The organism is Arthrobacter sp. MA-N2 (assembly GCF_000517125.1).
In the GTDB taxonomy this organism is placed as follows: domain Bacteria; phylum Actinomycetota; class Actinomycetes; order Actinomycetales; family Micrococcaceae; genus Arthrobacter; species Arthrobacter methylotrophus.
In genome coordinates, this window is sequence record NZ_KI912155.1 from 2,631,005 (window position 1) to 2,646,931 (window position 15,927).

At 62.6% G+C, this 15,927-nt stretch carries 15 protein-coding genes; 8 read left to right on the forward strand and 7 right to left on the reverse strand.

Annotated features, from left to right (window positions below; all coding sequences use genetic code 11):
• Nucleotides 1-51: 51 nt before the first annotated feature.
• The gene (locus tag A3M3_RS0112975) at nucleotides 52-1,863 is read right to left on the reverse strand and encodes an AMP-dependent synthetase/ligase (protein ID WP_028266699.1); all 1,812 of its coding nucleotides are present in this window, start codon (nucleotides 1,861-1,863) and stop codon (nucleotides 52-54) included.
• Between the two features lie 207 nt (nucleotides 1,864-2,070).
• Between A3M3_RS0112975 and A3M3_RS24985 the strand changes: the two genes are divergently transcribed.
• Nucleotides 2,071-3,186 carry an ROK family glucokinase gene (locus tag A3M3_RS24985; RefSeq protein ID WP_081736791.1) on the forward strand — a complete coding sequence of 372 codons (1,116 nt, stop codon included), beginning with the start codon at nucleotides 2,071-2,073 and terminating at the stop codon, nucleotides 3,184-3,186.
• A 66-nt stretch (nucleotides 3,187-3,252) separates the two neighbouring features.
• Here the strand turns inward: A3M3_RS24985 and A3M3_RS0112985 are convergent, their stop codons facing one another.
• The gene (locus tag A3M3_RS0112985; RefSeq protein ID WP_028266700.1) at nucleotides 3,253-3,810 is read right to left on the reverse strand and encodes a hypothetical protein; all 558 of its coding nucleotides are present in this window, start codon (nucleotides 3,808-3,810) and stop codon (nucleotides 3,253-3,255) included.
• Nucleotides 3,803-4,618 carry an alpha/beta hydrolase gene (locus A3M3_RS24990; protein ID WP_035741738.1) on the reverse strand — a complete coding sequence of 272 codons (816 nt, stop codon included), beginning with the start codon at nucleotides 4,616-4,618 and terminating at the stop codon, nucleotides 3,803-3,805. Before A3M3_RS24990 ends, A3M3_RS0112985 begins: the two co-directional genes overlap by 8 nt.
• A gap of 199 nt (nucleotides 4,619-4,817) precedes the next feature.
• On the opposite strand from A3M3_RS24990, the gene A3M3_RS0112995 reads away from it, so the two are divergent.
• Nucleotides 4,818-5,621, forward strand: a complete 804-nt coding sequence (locus A3M3_RS0112995; protein ID WP_028266701.1) for a lysophospholipid acyltransferase family protein — start codon at nucleotides 4,818-4,820, stop codon at nucleotides 5,619-5,621.
• Between the two features lie 65 nt (nucleotides 5,622-5,686).
• Nucleotides 5,687-7,114 (forward strand): class II 3-deoxy-7-phosphoheptulonate synthase, encoded by a 1,428-nt coding sequence (locus A3M3_RS0113000; RefSeq protein WP_035741741.1) that lies wholly within the window; start codon nucleotides 5,687-5,689, stop codon nucleotides 7,112-7,114.
• A 53-nt stretch (nucleotides 7,115-7,167) separates the two neighbouring features.
• On the opposite strand, the gene pknB is transcribed toward A3M3_RS0113000, so the two are convergent.
• Nucleotides 7,168-9,258, reverse strand: coding sequence for a Stk1 family PASTA domain-containing Ser/Thr kinase (gene pknB, locus A3M3_RS0113005; protein ID WP_028266703.1), 2,091 nt, complete (start codon nucleotides 9,256-9,258; stop codon nucleotides 7,168-7,170).
• A gap of 83 nt (nucleotides 9,259-9,341) precedes the next feature.
• Nucleotides 9,342-10,718 (reverse strand): lytic transglycosylase domain-containing protein, encoded by a 1,377-nt coding sequence (locus tag A3M3_RS0113010; protein ID WP_028266704.1) that lies wholly within the window; start codon nucleotides 10,716-10,718, stop codon nucleotides 9,342-9,344.
• A gap of 224 nt (nucleotides 10,719-10,942) precedes the next feature.
• Between A3M3_RS0113010 and A3M3_RS0113015 the strand changes: the two genes are divergently transcribed.
• Entirely contained in the window at nucleotides 10,943-11,296 is a 354-nt protein-coding gene (locus A3M3_RS0113015; RefSeq protein WP_028266705.1) for an Rv2175c family DNA-binding protein, read from the forward strand.
• 102 nt (nucleotides 11,297-11,398) lie between these two features.
• On the opposite strand, the gene A3M3_RS0113020 is transcribed toward A3M3_RS0113015, so the two are convergent.
• Entirely contained in the window at nucleotides 11,399-12,490 is a 1,092-nt protein-coding gene (locus tag A3M3_RS0113020; protein WP_028266706.1) for a polyprenyl synthetase family protein, read from the reverse strand.
• Nucleotides 12,487-12,759: a hypothetical protein gene (locus A3M3_RS29375; protein WP_331280363.1), complete on the reverse strand. Its 273-nt coding sequence runs from the start codon at nucleotides 12,757-12,759 to the stop codon at nucleotides 12,487-12,489. Before A3M3_RS29375 ends, A3M3_RS0113020 begins: the two co-directional genes overlap by 4 nt.
• On the opposite strand from A3M3_RS29375, the gene A3M3_RS29380 reads away from it, so the two are divergent.
• From A3M3_RS29380 to mraZ, 4 genes are all read left to right on the forward strand, one after another.
• Nucleotides 12,737-13,000, forward strand: a complete 264-nt coding sequence (locus A3M3_RS29380; protein WP_331280364.1) for a hypothetical protein — start codon at nucleotides 12,737-12,739, stop codon at nucleotides 12,998-13,000. The two genes, A3M3_RS29375 and A3M3_RS29380, sit on opposite strands and share 23 nt — an antisense overlap.
• Before the next feature lie 116 nt (nucleotides 13,001-13,116).
• The gene (gene dinB, locus A3M3_RS0113030) at nucleotides 13,117-14,382 is read left to right on the forward strand and encodes a DNA polymerase IV (protein ID WP_081736792.1); all 1,266 of its coding nucleotides are present in this window, start codon (nucleotides 13,117-13,119) and stop codon (nucleotides 14,380-14,382) included.
• 236 nt (nucleotides 14,383-14,618) lie between these two features.
• The gene (locus tag A3M3_RS0113035) at nucleotides 14,619-14,981 is read left to right on the forward strand and encodes a DUF3040 domain-containing protein (RefSeq protein WP_028266709.1); all 363 of its coding nucleotides are present in this window, start codon (nucleotides 14,619-14,621) and stop codon (nucleotides 14,979-14,981) included.
• Nucleotides 14,982-15,360: 379 nt separating this feature from the next.
• Nucleotides 15,361-15,792, forward strand: coding sequence for a division/cell wall cluster transcriptional repressor MraZ (mraZ, locus tag A3M3_RS0113040; RefSeq protein ID WP_028266710.1), 432 nt, complete (start codon nucleotides 15,361-15,363; stop codon nucleotides 15,790-15,792).
• Nucleotides 15,793-15,927 lie beyond the last annotated feature (135 nt).

Here is a 15,927-nt window from a genome sequence, read left to right on the forward strand (position 1 = left end):
GGAAGGTCCCGGGCTCATGAGCCCGGGACCTTTCTTCGCTTTGGCGGTGCCTCAGGACGCCTTGGGTGCCGAGTACATTTCCTCGATCACGGCGTCGAAGTCCTTCATGACCTGGGCGCGCTTGACCTTCAAGGACGGGGTGAGGTGTCCGGACGCTTCCGTGAAATCGGCCGGGACAATCCGGAACGATTTGATCGCCTCCGCCTGCGAGACTGACTGATTGGCGTGGCTGATCAGTTCCTGGACGGCCGCCCGGACCAGGGAATTGTCCGCCGCGTCGCTCGTACTGGTGGATGTGGGAAGGCCGTGGCGCTCCAACCAGCCTGGCAGCGCTTCTTCGTCCAGAGTGACCAGGGCACCGATGAAGGGTCGGTTGTCGCCGATGACAAGGACTTGGGACACCAGAGCGTCGGCCCGGATTTGGTCCTCGAGGTGGGCGGGCACGACGTTCTTGCCGCTGGCTGTCACGATGATCTCTTTTTTGCGGCCGGTGATCTTCAGGAAGCCCTGTTCGTCGAGCTCACCGATGTCGCCCGTGCGGAACCAGCCGTCCACGAAAGTGTCCGCGGCTAGGTCGTCCCGTTTGTAATACCCCTTCATGACGCAGACGCCCTTGGCGAGGATTTCGCCGTCGTCAGCGATCTTGACCGCGTTCCCGGGAAGCGGAGCCCCCACCGTGCCGATCTTGATCAGCGACGGGGTGTTGACTGATATGGGCGCCGTGGTCTCGGTCAATCCGTATCCTTCCAGGATCTGCAGGCCGATGCCGTGGAAGAAGTGCCCCAGCCGTTCCCCGAGCGGGCCGCCACCGGAGACTGCGTGGCTGACGCGGCCGCCCATAGCGGCGCGGAGCTTCCGGTACACCAAGCGATCGAAAACGGCGTGCTTGAGCCTTAAAACCAGCCCGACAGATCCTGACTGCTGCGCCTTGGAGTAGGCGATCGCTGTTTCTACCGCTTTGTGGAAGATGGCGCCCTTGCCGCCGTCTTCCGCTTTCGTGAGTGCCGAGTTGAAGACTTTCTCGAAGACGCGGGGAACGGCCAGGATGAACGATGGCTGGAAACTCTGGAGGTCCGCCAGGAGGTTCTTGATATCCGGAGTGTGGGCGACTTGGGCCCCGGCTGCGACGGCCAGGACCGAGATGAACCGCGCAAAGACGTGGGCCAGCGGGAGGAACATGATGGTCTTGGCATTCTCGTTGACGACGTCGCCGAGGGAAGCCAGGGCGTTCTCGGAGAGTTCCACGAAGTTGCCGTGCGTGAGCTGACAACCTTTCGGGCGGCCCGTTGTGCCGGACGTGTAGATGATGGTGGCGACGTCGGCAAGCCCGGCACTGCTGCGGCGGCCCTCAAGATCCTCATCGCTCACGCCGCTTCCCGCCGTTCGGAGCACGTCAAGGCCGCCGCCTTCAAGCTGCCAGACGTTGGCAACAGTGCTGAGTCCTTCAGCAGCGACGGCTTGGCGGATGATGTCCTCGTGGTGCGCCGATTCCGCGAACGCCGCAACAGCTCCTGAGTCGCCGAGGTTCCAAGCCACCTGGGACGGAGAAGAGGTTTCGTAGATCGGTACGGAAATGCCTCCCGCAAACCAGACGGCGAAGTCCACCAGGGACCACTCGTACCTGGTCCTGGACATGATGCCCACGCGGTCTCCCAAGCCGACGCCGTTCGCGATCAGGCCTTTGGCCAGGGCCGAGACGTCCTTGAGGAACTCCGTTGCCCGGATGTCCTGCCATTGGCCCGTGCTGTTGAGCTTGGCAAACAGTGCCGGGTTGGATGGCTTGATGGCCTGACGAACCACGAGGTCCGTGATGTTGGTTTCGGGGGCAACATTCACCAGGGGCGGAACACTGAATTCACGCACGATAGCTCCTTCGATATCAACAGACCATTGCGGGGCTGCTCTAACTCTATACGGCCAAGTAATGGGTGTGGCGCAATTCACCTACTCAAGTTACTGATGAGTAACTTTACGCGAAGCGCGTCATTCCCTCCACTGTCGGCGGACAGGCGCTCCGTCCGCAGAGCCTGCAAGTCAGTACATATGCGGTACCGGGAATAGGATGGCGGAATGCCTCTGATTTCATCCAACGACCAGGCCGCGGCAAGAGTTCTGAAGACTTCCTGGTCCGGTTCAACCACAACCGGTCGGCGTCCGGGCTCCCTGCGTGGCGGCACCCGATGGGAGTCGGTGCCTTGGGCCGCCCGCCGCTCGCATCTCGGACGCAGGGGACTTGCCATCGGGATCGATATAGGCGGCACCAAGGTGGCGGCCGGAGTCGTGGATCCCGCGGGCCGGGTCGTCGATGAAGCCCGGCGCTCCACGCCCGGTAATGACCCCCGCGCCGTGGAGCGGGTGATCGTCGAGCTGGTTCAGGAATTGGGCAGAAGCCACCGCATCGCGTCCGTGGGGATCGGTGCGGCCGGTTGGATGGATCTCGACGGCGGCACGGTGCTGTTCAGCCCGCACCTCGCCTGGCGTAACGAACCGCTGCGCGAAAACCTCCAGAGCCTGTTGAGGCGCCCGGTACTGGTGACCAACGACGCCGACGCGGCGGCTTGGGCTGAATGGCGCTTCGGCGCTGGTCTTGGGGAGAGCCGCCTCGTCTGCATCACGCTCGGCACCGGCATTGGTGGCGCCATGGTCATGGACGGACGCGTCGAACGCGGACGCTTCGGCGTAGCGGGAGAGTTCGGCCACCAGATCGTGGTGCCCGGCGGGCACCGCTGCGAATGCGGCAACCGGGGCTGTTGGGAGCAATACGCCTCTGGGAACGCGCTCGGCAGGGAAGCCCGGGAGTTGGCCCTGCGGAATTCGCCGGTAGCCTACGAATTGCTCAAGGCAGCCGGGGGAGCTGCCGACGGCATTACGGGCGTCACCGTGACCGAGCGGGCAAAAGCCGGAGACCCGGCTTCAAGGGAACTCCTGGAAGAGGTGGGGCACTGGCTCGGCCTCGGCTTGGCGAACCTGGCGGCTGCGCTGGACCCCGGGACATTCGTTATCGGCGGTGGATTGTGCGATGCAGGAGAGCTTCTTGTGGGCCCTGCGCGGACTGCGTTCGCCCGGAACCTCACGGGCCGCGGTTTCAGACCCGCTGCCGCCATCAAGCTTGCGGCACTGGGGCCGCGGGCAGGGATGATCGGCGCTGCGGATCTGTCCCGGGTCAGCGGCAGGGCACGCGGTTAGATACGGGTATCCCTGCGGCTCGAGCTGGGACTATCTGCGATGTGGCAAGCTACCCAGGACTGCCCTCTAGACGCGGGCTCCGTCGTCGTTCTCGTCTTTTTCCTGGGGCAGCTTCATGATGAGGTACACCACCGAGGCCAAAAACGCCACCAGGATGCCCATCACCGCCAGGAGAGGTGCTGAGCGCCAGAACATTGCGGTGAAGAGCAGCGCAAGCGGGCCGCCCACGGCTCCGATCCAGGCGAGCATGGTCAGGGGTTCCGTGCCGGCCAGGCTCGGCGGGTCCTCGGGCACGAACCCGTTCTCGTCTTCGACGTCATAGTCCCGCGGACCGGCCGTTCCGCCGCCTTCCCCCTCTCCTGTTCCCGGGCCTTCGGCAGCGCCTCTTTTTGACAACCCGAGGGGATCGAAGTCCTGAAACGAACGGGATGTGGTTTTGCCCGGAACCGCATCCGGTCCGGGACCTTGTTCAGGCACCGGCTCTTTGGGGAGCTCCTCCGCCGGCAGCGGCTCATCCAGCGCTGAGGAAGGCATCGACTCAAGGCGGGCCACAAGATCGAGCCAGACGGCGTCGTCGCCCTTGTTCGCACTCTGGTCTGCGGAATCAGGTCCTGGCCTATTCATGGGGTAGGTCCCGGAGTTCGGAGCTCGACCGGCGGGCGGCGGCGGAACCGCTGGCCAGTCCAGCCATCGTCTTCCGGATGAACTCGGCCGAGCCACGGAAGAGCTCCAGGGCATCGTTGTCCAGGGTGGCTACGTGGTAGCTGTTCCCCAGAGTGCTGAATTCCATCGAAGCGGTGACGCGCTCCGTCAACAGCTTGGTGCTTCGATCCGAAACCACGTGGTCCACCGAGGAACGGAAGACGCGCACGGGGGCGGAAATCCTGGGGAGGAGGGTGACGGTGTCCTTGTACATCTTCTTCAGCTCATGGGCTGCCGCGACCGGTGTTCTGGGGTACGCTCCCTCGTCCATGCCTGGCTTGAGGATGTCGTTGGCAATGGCCGGGGTGGATTTCATCACGTGCTTGAGAAGGCCAACCACTGCCGCACGGGGGTCATCGATCACCAGTCCCGGATTGACCACGACGCTACCCGCCACGGGGCGGGTCGCCGCGATCCGGAGGGCCAGCGTCCCGCCCATCGACAGCCCGGCGGCGAAGACGAAATCGCACTCGGCCTGGAGGTCGAGGTACGCCTCATCCACCGCGTGGTGCCATTCCTGCCAGTGCCGGGTGGACATGTCCTGCCAAGTAGTCCCATGGCCCGGAAGCAGGGGGAGGCGGACGGCGTAGCCTTCGGCTGCAAGGTACTCTGCCCAAGGGCGCATGCTGTGCGGACTGCCGGTGAACCCGTGGCTCATCACGACGCCGACGCTAGGTCCGCCGCCGGTAAAATCGCTGGCGTACGGGGAAGGATCAGGGATCCTGTTCATGATGACTCCGAGGCTACTGTGTTGGCGGCACGCTGCAGGCAAAAGCTGGTCGATTCCTCAAGTATGGTCGGAGCGTGCTTTCCGTCATGAGTCCATGGTGTCACTGTTCGGGACATTTCTCACTGGAGTAGGGTGGCTCCTGAGTGCCGGCCGGGACTGTCCGGACGCCTTGCAGACGCCGCCCTCGAGAGGAACCGCAGTGTTCTATTGGGTCATGAAACGGATCTTCCTGGGTCCGGTTCTCAAATTGCTGTTCCGTCCTTGGGTCAAGGGTCTCGACAATGTTCCCCCCGATGGCGCCGCTATTCTCGCTTCAAATCATTTGTCCTTTTCCGATTCGATCTTCATGCCGTTGATGGTGCCGCGGCCCGTCGTCTTCCTGGCCAAGTCCGAGTACTTCACCGGCACAGGGATCAAGGGCAGGCTGACGGCCATGTTCTTCCGGCTCACCAACCAGCTGCCCATGGATCGTTCCGGCGGAGCGGCATCCGAGATGTCCCTGCAGGCGGGTAGAGACGTCCTGACCGGGGGCGGCCTGCTGGGCATCTACCCCGAGGGCACCCGCAGCCCTGACGCCAAGCTGTACCGGGGCAAAGTGGGAGTCGCCAAACTTGCCCTCCAGACCCGGGTGCGGGTTATCCCCGTGGCCATGATCGGCACCGAAAAGGTCCAGCCGATCGGCAAGCGTCTGCCCAACATCCGCCGCATCGGGATCATTTTCGGCCAACCGCTGGACTTCAGCCGGTACTACGGCCAAGAAGAAGATCACTCCGTGCAACGCGCCGTGACCGATGAAATCATGTATGAACTCATGCGGCTCTCCGGGCAGGAATACGTGGACGAATATGCCGCCGTCGTCAAGCAGCGGCTGGCCGGGCACCTTCCTGGCCACGTGAAGGAAGGCCAGGAAGATCCAGCAGATACCGGCAAGGTTGACAAGCCCGTGTCCGTCGAGGGCCCAGACCCGGATGAGGGCAACGGCGCAGTGTCTGGAAAAGTGTGACGACCCGCGAATAACGGTTACGGGGCCGTGCCCCGAACAGCGGGCAAGGCAACTAGTCTTGGAGGGTGACTGAGCTATCCGCGAACCCCGCCCCGTCCGTGACGAGCCCCCTGCGCACTTCCCTGGGCAGCCCGCTGACCAGCACCGCGCAGAGCGGCGCGGCAAACTATCCCGGCTTGGACGATTGGCGCCAGCTGCCTATCTCGCAGCAACCCACCTGGACCGACAGGGCCGTCTTCGATGCCTCCGTCAAAGAACTCTCCGTGCTCCCGCCGTTGGTCTTTGCCGGCGAAGTGGACATCTTGCGCGAGCGCTTGGCTGCCGCAGCCCAAGGCAAGGCATTCCTGCTTCAAGGCGGCGACTGTGCCGAGACCTTCGAAGACGCCACCGCTGATAAGATCAGCGCCCGGGTCCGCACCATCCTCCAGATGGCCGTTGTCCTCACCTATGGTGCGGCCATGCCCGTCATCAAGATGGGGCGCATGGCGGGCCAGTTTGCCAAGCCACGGTCCTCAAACGAGGAAACGCGCGATGGCGTGACGTTGCCGGCCTACCGCGGAGACATCGTCAACGGCTACGACTTCACCCCCGAGTCGCGCGCCCACGATGCCAGCCGCATGCTGAAGGCTTACCATACCTCGGCTTCCACGCTGAACCTCATCCGCGCCTTTACGCAGGGCGGTTTCGCCGATCTCCGCTTGGTGCACCTCTGGAACAAGGGATTCACCGAAAATCCCGCACACGCCCGCTACGAGTCCTTGGCGCGGGACATCGACCGCGCCATCAAGTTTATGGATTCCTGCGGTGCCGATTTTGAAGCCCTCAAGCGCGTGGAATTCTTCGCGAGCCACGAGGCCTTGTTGCTGGATTACGAACGCGCGCTGACCCGCATTGACTCCCGCACGGGCCTTCCCTATGACACCTCCGCTCACTTCCTCTGGATCGGTGAGCGTACGCGCGAGCTCGATCATGCGCATGTGGACTTCCTGTCCCGCGTCCGTAATCCCATCGGCGTCAAACTTGGCCCCGGGACCAGTGGAGACGACGCATTGCGGCTAATCGACAAGCTGGACCCGAACCGCGAGCCAGGCCGCCTCACTTTTATCACGCGGATGGGTGCCAAGAACATCCGCGAGAAACTGCCTGCCGTTGTCGAAAAGGTCACAGCCTCGGGCGCGCAGGTTCTCTGGGTCACGGACCCCATGCACGGGAACACGGTCACCTCGCCCAACGGGTACAAGACGCGCAACTTCGACGACGTCGTGGATGAAGTCCGCGGATTCTTCGAGGTCCACCACGGCTTGGGTACGGTACCGGGTGGCTTGCACATGGAGATGACGGGGGACGACGTCGCGGAATGCCTTGGCGGTGCCGATCCCATCGACCAGGACGCCTTCCTGGACCGCTATGAATCAGTGTGCGATCCCCGACTTAACCACATGCAGTCCCTTGAGATGGCATTCCTCGTAGCCGGAGCCCTCACCAAGCGTTAGTCCGGCAAGGGTGCCATCCGGCTAATACGCCGCGCGGCGAGCTTGCTTGGGTCCTAAACGACGGTCAGGGTGACTTGCGAGCCCTCCGGCGCGTCACTCTCCACGGGGTTCTGGTCACGGACGGTGCCGAAGAAGCCACCCAGGATGTTGTTGATCTTGACGTCGAATCCGAGCGACTCCAGGGCCTTGCGGGCAGCGTCGGCCTGCTTGCCGATGAAGTTGGGGACGTGGACGAGTTTCGGTCCCTTGGACAGGGTCAGCGTGACGGCCTCCCCGCGGGCCAAAGTGCCGTTGCCTGGAGTTTGGCTGACCACGGCCCCGGCAGGAACCTTCTTATCATTGACAGGATCCGGAGCGATCTGCGCCGTCAATCCGGCATCGCTGATCGCTTTGACGGCAGCTTGCTGGGTCATGCCGCGGACATCGGGCACGGGGAGTGGCTGGGGTCCCTTGGAAACCACGAACCCTACGGGGGTTCCGTGGCGCACCGGGGTGTCCTGTGCCGGGGACTGGGAGATGACCAGTCCCGAAGGCACGCTGTCGTCGTACTGCTCAGTGACCTTGCCGAGGGTCATCCCGGCAGTTCCGAGGGCGTTCCTGGCCTGGTCCAACGTCAGGCCTGTCATCCCGGCAAGGGGAAACAATTGTGGTCCCTTCGAGACGAAGAGCGACACAGGCTGGAATTTCCGGGCCACCTGGCCGGATGCGGGCTCGGTTCCCACCGCGAAGCCAGCCGTGACTTCGTCGTCGAAGACGTCTTTCGGATCCGATTGGAAGCCCGCTGTCCTCAGCAATTGCTGCGCTTCCGCGACCGTCTTGTTCTTGGTATCCGGAATGGTTCCGGGCGAGCCGGGCCCCATGCCGAAGAACCAGCCCGCTGCGGTAGCCAGGATCGCCAGGACAATCACTACGATCGTCCAGATGACGGCCCGGCGGCGCGGATTGCCTTCCCGCAACGAGCGCGACGGCGTAGCCGCTGCACGCGAACGGTCCTTCTCCTCTTGGCGCGCCATCCGCTTGATGTCGCGTTTGCTCGCCGGGGGTCCCGCCGAGGCCGTCCGGTCCTGCGGTAATCGTCCCTGGAGGGTGGTGGCGCCGGGGGAGTAGCCCGACGGCGGCAGCACCGTGGTTGGATTGCGCTGGCCGGAGATAACCTCGGTTGGGCGTCCGATCCTCTCCAAGGGCTGTGTCGGTTCTGCAGGGAAGGGGGCGACGACTGCCGTTGCTCCGGCCTCATCGTTCCGCCCTTCCGAAGCTGCAGCAAGTGTCTTGGCTGCTGGCGGATTGATGTCCAGTTGGGCGTCGCTCAGGGTCGTCCGGATATGCCGTAGTTCAGATAAGAGCGCAGCGCCGTCAACGGGACGCCCGTCGGGGTCCTTCGCGGTGCACCATTGGACGAGTTCATCCACGTCCGCGGCAAGGCCGGGGACGGCGAGCGACGGCGGAGGGACGGCGGCGTTGACATGCTGGTAGGCAACTTGGATGGGTACCTCGCCCGCGTACGGTTGCTTGCCGGTAAGCATCTCGTAGAGCATGATGCCGGCAGAGTAGATGTCGCTGCGCGCATCGGCGGCCTTGCCCAGGACCAGTTCGGGAGCCAGGTAAGCGACCGTACCGATCAGGGCGCCGGTGCTCGTTGTGGCCGTGACCGCCCGGGCCAAGCCGAAATCGCCCACCTTGATGCGGCCGTCTTCGGCGATCAGGACATTCTCCGGTTTCACGTCACGGTGGATCAGTCCCGCCGCGTGGGCGGCAGCAAGCCCTTCGATGACCGGATCGATCAATGCAAAGGCCAGCCGGGGCGGAAGCGCTGTCTTCTCGTTGAGGACGTCGCGCAGGGTGTGGCCTTTGATGTACTCCATGACGATGTACGCAATGTGGCCGTCCTGTCCTTGATCGAGTACCCCGACAACGTGGGGGTGGGACAAGCTGGCGGCGGCTCTGGCCTCACGCTGAAGCCGGTCCAGGAAATTTTGGTCGTTTGCCAGGTGCGGATGCAGCACTTTGAGCGCCACGTCGCGGTCGAGCCGCTTGTCGGTAGCGAGGTAGACGATGGACATTCCGCCACCCGCAAGGCGCGATCGCACCAGGTAGCGCCCGTCCACTAGGGATCCAAGGAGATGGTCCGAAACTTGTTCCTGCACCCTACGATCCTAGTTGAGCAAAAACTGAGCAAAAACATGGGTCCGAATCGCCAAGCGATCCGGACCCATGTTATTCGTGTGGCTCAGCTGAAGGTCTTCTTGTGTGCCAAGATCGCGGCGACGTAGGCCTTGGTGTCGTCGTACATCCCGTACTTGCTCACCGAGTACTGGCCCTGGTAGTACCCTGCGATAGCGGTGTTCAGGTCCTTGCTGGTGTTCACGAGTGCCCGGATGATGGCGACGCCGGCAGTCACATTGTCGTACGGGTCCAGGATGTTGAGCTTGCGTCCCACAAGTTCCGAGGCCCATTCGCCGGAGGATGGAACCACCTGCATGGTGCCGATGGCGTTGGCAGGCGAGACGGCACGCTGGTTGAAGCCCGATTCCTGGTAGGCGAATGCCAGGGCCAGGGAGGGGTCCACGCCCATACGACGCGCGGTGTCGGCAACGATTGCCTTCATCTGGGCGGCGGTCGGAACCGGGGAAGCATTGAGCAGGGCCTTATTGGCGTTGGCTGAACTGACGACGGCGGCCGGGTACGTGTAGCCCAGGAAAGTGCTCGGAACCAGAGGTGTGGTGACGGGAGCGGGGGCTGGTGCGGGGGCCGCAGGAGCGCCCGGGATGGCGAGCTTCTGCCCGGGATAAATGATGGTGCTCATGGACAGTTTGTTGGCGGAAAGCAGCGATGACAGGGAGACGCCAAGGCGGGCCGCAATGCCGCCCAAAGTGTCGCCGGACTTGATCGTATAAGCGCCGGTGCTGGCAAGGGCCGTCACCGCTGGCGCAGGCGCAGGGGCTGGCGCCGTAGGGGCCGGTGCTGCGGGTGTCGGGGCTTTCGATCCCGCCCCGACTTTGATCTTCTGGCCGGGGTAAATGATGGACCGGCCGTTAAGGCCGTTCCAGCTGAAAACGTCGGACAGCGCCACGCCATGGCGGGCCGCAATGCCGCCCAGGGTGTCGCCGGATTTGACGGTGTATGTGGCATCCGACGACGATGCGGTACTGGGAGCCGGGGTTGGTGCCGGCGCCGGGGCAGCGGGCGTGGTCGCGGAACCGGTCAGCTTGATCTGCTGTCCCGGGTAGATGATGGTGTTGGCCGAGAGCTGGTTGAGCTGCAGCACTGTGTTGGTGTTCAGTCCATAGCGGGCTGCGATGCCGCTGATGGTATCGCCGCGGACGATGGTGTACGTGGCAGGTACGGAAGGGGCCATCGGCTGCATGGCAGCCGGGATGGTGGCGGCAACGGCTGAGGCCGGGATGACGTTCGCAGCAACGGCTGAAGCCTGGGCCTGCATGGCCGCTGCCAGCGTGGCGGGAATCCTCTGGGGCTGGACCGCTGGAAGCGCAGTTGCCGGTTGGGCAAGCGCCAATGACGAGAGCATGACGGCGGGCAATGCCGCGGTTGTGGCCGCAATTATGGGCATGTTCGGTGTCTTCTTGGGCGAGCGGGGCGTCGTCATGGAAGCAATCCTCATCTCAGCAGCGGATACGGGGAATGCCGCTGTTGCCAGTGTTACTAAAGTTAGTAGTGATGCAAATGTGATCAATGTGAATCTCTCACATTTTTCGTTTCGGCACAAGAAATCCTTGAGCATTCGATCCTTGGGCAATTCATGGCCGCAAATCCGGCCGGTTCCGCCCAGCTGGCTAGGCGCAAAGTGCAAAGGCGTGGCAATCTTGATCCGTGAGTAATGTAGAAAGCCTCGTTTCCGATTGGCTGCCGCTGCCCGATGTCGCAGAGCTGCTGAACGTTTCAATCACCAAGGTCCACGGTCTTCTGGATGAGCGTGCAGTGGTGGCTGTGAGAGTGGGCGAACGGAACATCCGGTCGATTCCCGCACTCTTTATCCAGGATGGTCATGTAGTGGACAGCCTGAAGGGCACGATTGCAGTACTTGGCGACGCCGGGTACACGGATGAGGAGCTCATTGCGTGGCTCTTCACTCCGGATGAATCACTGCGTGGCCGGCCTGTGGACGCGTTACGCGAAGGGCGCAAGACTGAAATCCGACGCAGAGCCCAATCGCTGGCCTGGTAAGGACTCCTCCGTTAAATACAGTGGTGGCGGCAGGAAACTGCCGTCACCACTGTATTTAATCCAGGATTCTATGTTGAGATTAATCTGAATTTAGCCAAGAGTTCACGCGGCCCTGCTGACAGCGGCTTCGGCCAACTGCCGTAGTGCCGTGAGCGGGAGGTCAGCCAAGGGGAGGCGTTCCAAGGCCTCGAAAGCCTGGTTGCTGAGTTCCTCGATCATTGACTCCGTGGCTTCCAGTGCTCCGCAATCCACGATGATCCGCCTGATCTCTGCAACCTCGGCTTCCCCGAGATCCTGCCTTCCCAGCATGGTGTCGATATAGCTGGAATCAGCGGCTCCGGCTTGGTTGATGGCGAAGCCGACCAGAACGGTCCGCTTGCCTTCGCGGAGGTCATCGCCCGCGGGCTTTCCCGTAGTCCCCGGGTCGCCGAACACGCCCAACACGTCGTCCCGCAGTTGGAATGCTTCACCAAGCGGCAGCGCAAAAGCGGAATATCCTTCTAAGAGCTCTTGGCTGGCGCCGGCCAAGGCGCCCCCCAGCGCCAGGGGATGTTCCGTTGAATATTTTGCCGATTTATAACGGATGATCGATTGCGCGCGGTGGACGGCGCCTGCGCGGTCCCGCACCGGACCTGCAACCTCCTCCAGGATGTCCAAGTATTGACCTGCCATCACTTCGGCGCGCATCACGTTGAAGATCCGCCGCGCAGGCGTCCCGGAAGCAGCCCTGGCCCCAATCTGGGTGAATGCCTCTTCGCTGAAAGACAAGCACAGATCCCCGGTCAATATGGCTGCCGCATGCCCGAACCGTTCGCTGTCCAGGGCCCAGCCTTCGCCTTCATGGAGTTGACTGAACCGCTTGTGCACGCTGGGCCCGCCGCGTCGTGTATCAGAGCGGTCGATGATGTCATCGTGAATCAGGGCGGCAGCTTGAAAGAGTTCCAAAGCGCAGCCAGCCGTGATGATATCGGGATGCCCGGACTCACCTCCGGCACCCCGCCATCCCCAATAGCACATCAGGGCACGGAGGCGTTTGCCACCTGTCACAAGGTTCCTGATGGAGCCCATGAGGGGAGCGACATCGGGGGATATGGTGGCCATGGTCTCCTGCTGCACACCCAGGAAGCCATGAAGTTTGGCGGCGACGTCGGCCACGAATCGGCTCTGCTCCGAACCGAGGCTCTCCGCGGTCATTTGACGGACCCGGCGGCCACGTTGGCGCCGATGGTGAATGTGGATTTGCCCGCGGTTTCCACCACCGAGATGTTTACTGTTTCATTGTCCCCGCGGAGAAAGTCCTTTGACTTGATGCTCCCCACCGTATTACCGGGAATTTCCTTGAACCCCTGTGCCGTGAGTGCAGTGGTGTAAAAGGCGACCACCGCGTCGGCAGGCGATGCAATGGTACCGACCAGGGCCACCGACGCCGGGGAGGTGTTCTTGTCGAAACTGCTGGACTCCACGCTCGCCTGGGGCATCAGCGGAATGAGTTGTTGTGGAAACCCGGGGACCAACGCCCCGACCGCCGCGGACGCTCCCGGGCTCGCTGTGGAGGGAGCAGCGGGCATCGGACTTGCCGAGGCGCTTGCCGGCCCGGACGATGTTGGCGCAGCCCCTTGGGATGCCGTGCTTGCAGGGGACGAGCCGCAAGCCGAGATGGTCAACGCGACGCCCGCGGCCAACACGGCCAGGCTGACGGGTTGAGGCTTTCCAAAGAGCTTCACAGGGATTTCCTCCTGGGGACGACGCCGGATGCTGCCTTCAGTTTAGGACGCCGGACGCTGCCTCCAGTAACCAGCGTCCCGGCATAGGATTTGCTTGTGAGACCACATGGAGAGGACGGGCGGGGCCCCGGTCGAGTAATCGCCCCGGATGCCGCCGCACTGCGGGAGCTAAGGCGCACCAGCATTCTCCACGTGGACATGGATGCCTTCTTCGTCTCCGTGGAACTGCGCACCCGTCCAGAGCTCCGGGGAAAAGCCGTCATTGTGGGCTTCCCTGTGGATCGCTCTGTTGTCCTGTCTGCCTCCTACGAAGCACGCGCCCTGGGTGTAAAGTCCGCCATGCCCATGGCCAACGCCATGCGGCTGTGCCCCCACGCGGTGATTATCGAACCCCGCCACAGCCTCTACTACGAGGTCTCCGGGCAGTTGATGGGAATCTTTGAATCAATAACGGACCTCGTGGAACCCCTGAGCGTCGACGAAGCCTTCCTGGATGTCGGCGGGGCGATCAGGAGGCTGGGGCCGCCTCTCGAGATCGGCCAATTGATCCGGCGACGCGTCGCTTCCGAGCTCGGAATCACGGCTTCCGTGGGTATCGCCGCGAACAAGTTCGTTGCCAAAATCGCTTCCACGCGCTGCAAGCCCGACGGGATGCTGCTTATTGAGGCTGGGCAGACCGTAGCTTATTTGCACAGCCTGCCGGTGAATGCCTTGTGGGGAGTCGGGGCCAAGACGGCTGATGTCCTTGCCAGATTGGGGATCCGCACCGTGGCCGACGTCGCGGCCACGCCGCTTTCCTCTTTGAAAAAGGTCCTCGGCGCCTCGGGGGAGCACGTCCACCGGCTGTCCATGGGTTTTGATCCCCGTCCGGTCACTCCCGTCCGACTCGAGAAGAGCGTCAGTTCAGAGGAAACCTTCGCAGTCGATACTCCGGATGACGCCCTCCTCCACCGCGAGTTGCTCCGGCTTTCGCACCGCACCGCTTCACGGCTACGGAATGCCGGAATGCTGGCCCGCACCATTGCGCTGAAGCTGCGGTATGCGGACTTTTCGACCATAAGCCGCAGCAAGACGATGCATACACCTGTGGATAGCGCCCAGCTGATCTATCAGGTGGCAAGCCAGTTGCTGGCGTCCTTGGGCGAGCGTCCGATGGACGTGCGGCTTGTGGGTGTCCGCGCCGAGCAGCTTGAGCCAGCTGAACAGGCTTCACTGCAGTTAAGCCTGGATCGCCGGGATGATAACTGGCGAGCGGCTGAGCAGGCGCTCGACCGTGTCACCGAGCGGTTCGGCAGCAAGACGGTCCTTCCGGCGAGGCTCTTGGAGCCGCATGCAGGGCCGGATGAACCGGACTCTCCCTAGGTGCCCAAGAGCACCCCCGGATGCCGGTCGAGTGTCTTTCAGAACAGCGGCCAACAAACTATCCTAGAGATACACAGATTTAGACCGTCTGGATAAATTGCTCCGTTGTGTCAGTTCCGTGAGACCGTGTTCACAAGACCCGGTCTTCGGGAACCCTTTTTTGGGTTCGTCCGTTCAAGGGTACAGAGGCAAGGGCAGCGGCATATCCAGTCGCTGGCCGACTAAAGGAGGTCGCGATGCCCCTCTCGGAGCACGAACAGAAGCTCCTCGAACAACTCGAGAAGCAACTGCATGAGGACGATCCGAAGTTTGCCAATTCAATGGGCTCTGACCCCATTCGTTCGTGGTCGACCAGGCACATCGTTATTGGCGTTCTAGGCACTATCGCCGGGATCCTCTTGTTATTGGTGGGTGTGTCCTTGCAGAACATCTTCCTTGGAGTGCTGGGCTTCATTGTCATGGGCGCCGGCGTGTACTTTGCGACCCTGAGAAGGGCTATCGGAGGCAAGTCGAAGAGTGCCAAGCCGGGCAAGGCAAGGAACTCGTTCATGAGCAACCTTGAGGAGCGCTGGGACGAGCGCCGGCGGGGCGAGGAGTAGCTGAGAGCCTCCATTATCGGGATGGTCTTCCGCTGGAAGTAAATCCTCCACATTGCACCACCAGGCGTCGGCCTGATTGCGAAAAGACCCGGACTTCGGGTCTTTTCGCATTTAAGCGGGGCGCGCAGCTTCTCAGGAGGATGTAGGCGCAACTCTGGCGCCGCCGTCGTGCGCTTCCTTGAAAACCATCGCAAATCCACTCCACTTTCAACCACGCCCGAAAATTCCGCATGTGTTCGGGCTCCTGCCTTCGAAAGTGGGGCAGAAACACGCCTGATTGCGTTGACTGTGGGAGCTTGTGGAGTAAAGTGGAGCAAGTAAGAGGGTAGTGGCGGCGTGGGGTAGGTACGGGCACCTTTGACAGATGGGCGGTGGGCCAATGTTTCTTGGCACGCATTCGCCGCGTCTGGACGAAAAGGGCCGGATCATCCTTCCCGCCAAGTTCCGCGAGGAACTTGCTGACGGCTTGGTACTCACAAGAGGCCAGGAGCGATGCATCTACGTCTTCAGCCAGCGGGAATTCGAACGTATTCACGAATCGATGCGGGAGGCCCCCATCTCCTCCAAACAGTCACGTGACTACATGCGGGTTTTCCTGTCCGGAGCCTCTGACGAGGTACCTGACAAGCAGGGGCGAGTGACGATTCCGCCGACGCTCCGGAGCTACGCAGGTCTCGACCGGGAATTGGCGGTAATCGGCGCCGGCACCCGAGCTGAGATTTGGGATGCCCAGGCTTGGGATGAGTACCTGGCTGAGAAGGAAGCCGCCTTCTCGGAGACCGACGACGACACCCTTCCCGGATTCATGTAGAAGCCGGGCAAGAAAGCACCGAAGCTTCTTGGACGGGATCTCCAGCCGCCCATCACATTGTTTTCCTGACTTCCCTTCCCCGGAGCCAGGCAGACCCTGGGATAGGCGCGGATGGGGATCCGGCCCAAGTAGCGA